The organism is Bacillus sp. MRMR6 (assembly GCF_001940785.1).
Classification (GTDB): domain Bacteria; phylum Bacillota; class Bacilli; order Bacillales; family Cytobacillaceae; genus Neobacillus.
Window position 1 is genome coordinate 1 of the sequence record NZ_MSLS01000076.1, and the last position, 1,297, is coordinate 1,297.

Here is a 1,297-nt window from a genome sequence, read left to right on the forward strand (position 1 = left end):
TCGGCTACGCATCGTCGCCTTGGTGAGCCGTTACCTCACCAACTAGCTAATGCGCCGCGGGCCCATCTGTAAGTGTCAGCGAGAAGCCGACTTTCAGCTTTCCCTCATGAGAGGAAAAGGATTATCCGGTATTAGCATCGGTTTCCCGATGTTATCCCAGTCTTACAGGCAGGTTGCCCACGTGTTACTCACCCGTCCGCCGCTAACCAAGAGGAGCAAGCTCCTCAAGATTCGCTCGACTTGCATGTATTAGGCACGCCGCCAGCGTTCGTCCTGAGCCAGGATCAAACTCTCCATGAAAGTTGATATAGCTCATTTGTTACGTTGGCTCATGTTCTCTAATTTAATAGAAGAAACACGATAATTCATTGTTTGTTGACTTTTTTGTTTGTTTAGTTTTCAAAGAACAAGTTTATTTGTTGAAAGCAACAAAAAATATCATAACATAAAATCTTTATTAATGTCAACAACTTGTTTATACTTATAATGTTGACGTGTTCTTAAGGGAACTTTTATATCATAACAGCAACAAGGACCTAGTTCAATGGGAGTTTATTCCAATCTCTTTTTTGCAGATTTCCAAGCATCTCTTCAAATAATGAGTGATATTGTAGCTAAACTTATATTAATTATTATAGTAGATTTAAAGTATTCTAATAAGGATTATGATAATTGTAAAAGGTGTAAAAAAGGAGAACAATATTGTTCTCCTCAGATTGTCGAGAAAGGGTAGTTTTCTCGGCAACTTTTCATTTTGTTTGATTTAAAAATTGATTGTTTTTGATTTAATTGCCTATGCACCAAGGCCTGTTGATTTCCCCTCCAGGTGCTTCGCTTTCCGCGGGCGTGCCGGGGAGCCTCCTCGTCGCTACGCTCCTGCGGGGTCTCCCACTGCCCCGTACTCCCGCAGGAGTCTACGCACCTTCCGCGGAAATCAACAGGGTTCAAATATCTTAGTATTGCCACACACTCTTTCAAGCCTAGCTAAGTGTGTGGCAATTTTTTCATATTTTGGCACGCTGCCGTAAGGAGAGCCTGTTCGCTTGCTTTTCTTAATCCGCGTAACCTACAATAGCGAAGCCCATGCAGTTCTTTTGAATCTGCGAAGCTTCGCTCAACCATTTCCTTTCTAAATTTATAAAGCATTTTTCCAGACTTAGATAAGCGATTTTCTCTTACCTTTTCCTTGTGCTCTTCCCAAACATGACGTGTTACTACCTTTACCTTATTTTTGGAACGAGTACATTGGGAAAGAAGTGGACAGTTTCCGCATTTCTTTGAATTAGATTTATATTCT

At 41.2% G+C, this 1,297-nt stretch carries 1 protein-coding gene and 1 rRNA gene; both read right to left on the reverse strand.

Features of this window, described 5'->3' with window-relative positions; all coding sequences use genetic code 11:
• Positions 1–300: ribosomal RNA gene (locus BTR25_RS26605) — 16S ribosomal RNA — on the reverse strand; the annotation flags it as partial.
• Between the two features lie 684 nt (positions 301–984).
• Positions 985–1,297, reverse strand: a 313-nt coding sequence (locus BTR25_RS26615; protein ID WP_175596905.1) for a transposase, incomplete at its 5' end; no start/stop codon positions are given.